This is a genomic window from Acidovorax sp. HMWF018, from assembly GCF_003061035.1.
Taxonomy (GTDB): domain Bacteria; phylum Pseudomonadota; class Gammaproteobacteria; order Burkholderiales; family Burkholderiaceae_C; genus Acidovorax; species Acidovorax delafieldii.
Genome location: NZ_QAIM01000634.1, coordinates 1 through 1,351 on the forward strand (window position 1 = coordinate 1; position 1,351 = coordinate 1,351).

The 1,351-nt window shown below is 63.9% G+C and carries 3 protein-coding genes; all 3 read right to left on the reverse strand.

Annotation, left to right across the window (positions count from 1 at the left end; genetic code table 11):
• Positions 1-133 (reverse strand): flagellar hook capping FlgD N-terminal domain-containing protein (locus DBR23_RS26795; protein ID WP_304466248.1); only part of this gene is annotated, 133 nt, incomplete at its 3' end.
• Positions 134-164: 31 nt separating this feature from the next.
• The gene (gene flgC, locus DBR23_RS26800; RefSeq protein ID WP_015015832.1) at positions 165-569 is read right to left on the reverse strand and encodes a flagellar basal body rod protein FlgC; all 405 of its coding nucleotides are present in this window, start codon (positions 567-569) and stop codon (positions 165-167) included.
• A gap of 36 nt (positions 570-605) precedes the next feature.
• The gene (flgB, locus tag DBR23_RS26805; protein ID WP_015015831.1) at positions 606-1,076 is read right to left on the reverse strand and encodes a flagellar basal body rod protein FlgB; all 471 of its coding nucleotides are present in this window, start codon (positions 1,074-1,076) and stop codon (positions 606-608) included.
• Between the last annotated feature and the right edge of the window lie 275 nt (positions 1,077-1,351).

Below are 1,351 nucleotides of genomic sequence, written 5' to 3' on the forward strand. Positions count from 1 at the left end.
GGTTCTGGTTGTTCAGCTGCGCAACCAGCAGTTTCAAAAAGCGGTCTTGCGCGGCAGCCGGGTCGGTGGACGCGTTGGCCTTGGTGCTGGACGAGTCCGTCACCGTGGGGGCGTTGGTGGCACTGAGAATCATGGTGGTGTCCTTCTTGGAGCAGGCTCTTGCCTTACTGGCCCATCTGCAGGGTCTTGAGGAGCAGCGACTTGGCCGTGTTCATGACCTCGACGTTGTTCTGGTACGAGCGCGAGGCGGAGATCATGTTGACCATCTCCTCCACGGCATTGACGTTGGAGTGGGTCACGTAGCCCTCGGCGTCTGCTGAGGGGTGGCTGGGATCGTGCACGCGGCGGCCCGGCACATTGCTTTCGCTGATGCCGCTGACCTTGACGCCCGCAGAGCTGTCGGCGCCCATCGGCGCTGTCTGGAACACCACCTGGCGTGCCTTGTAGGCCTGACCGTCGGGACCGGCCACGGCATCCACGTTGGCCAGGTTGCTGGCCACCACGTTGAGCCGCTGCGACTGCGCGCTGATGGCGCTGCCGGACACATTGAAGATCGAGAACATGGACATGGGGTGGCTCGCTTTCTGCGCTGCTGGGCTGGGTGGTTATTGGCCCTGAATGGCGCTGAGCATGGTTTTGGCGTTGCCGTTGATGAACCGCAGCGTGGCTTCGTAGCGCACGGCGTTGTCCACGAAGTTGGCACGCTCGCGGTCCAGGTCCACCGAGTTGTTGTCCAGGCTGGGCTGCGTCTGCACGGCGTAGCCGAGAGCGCCTTGCCGGTCGATGCTGGTGCTGGAATTCACGGTGGGCAGCGGAATGTGGTGCGGATCGGTGGTGCCCGCGGTTCCGTACGAGCCGCTGGTGGCCAGCCGCGTGATGGCCGCGCCGGGCGTGCCGGTGGCCGAAGATGTCACGCCCGTGGCCTCGCGCAGCGCATCGCCAAACTTGAAGTCCCGAGCCACATAGCCCGGCGTGTCGGCGTTGGCGATATTGCTGGCGATGGCGCGCTGGCGTTCACCGCGCAGCACCAGGGCGTTGCCGTGAAAATTCAGCTGGTTGGTCATCTTGTCAAGCATGTGTGCCTCACACCGTCGGTTGCAAAGTCGCCATCCCCGGGGGGCTTTTGGCGTGGCTCGATTATGGAAACCGCGCCCTTTTTCTAAAGCGCGAAGAAGTGGCAAATGGATGCGCAGTTCCGGGTTTTGCGTCCGGGTCATCTGCCTATAGTTCCAGGGGTGAAATGGCCCCTGCCTTCCGTAGCACCCCGTGCGCGGGCAGCCTGGCCAGCCGATGCCCAGGAGGCCCCTATGACCGCCCACTTCCTTTTCTCTGCCGCCAACACCGACGCCGC

Coding starts and splice junctions, on each gene's coding strand:
- flgC (WP_015015832.1), bottom strand. CDS start 569: ATGTCCATGTTCTCGATCTTCAATGTGTCCGGCAGCGCCATCAGCGCG.
- flgB (WP_015015831.1), bottom strand. CDS start 1,076: ATGCTTGACAAGATGACCAACCAGCTGAATTTTCACGGCAACGCCCTG.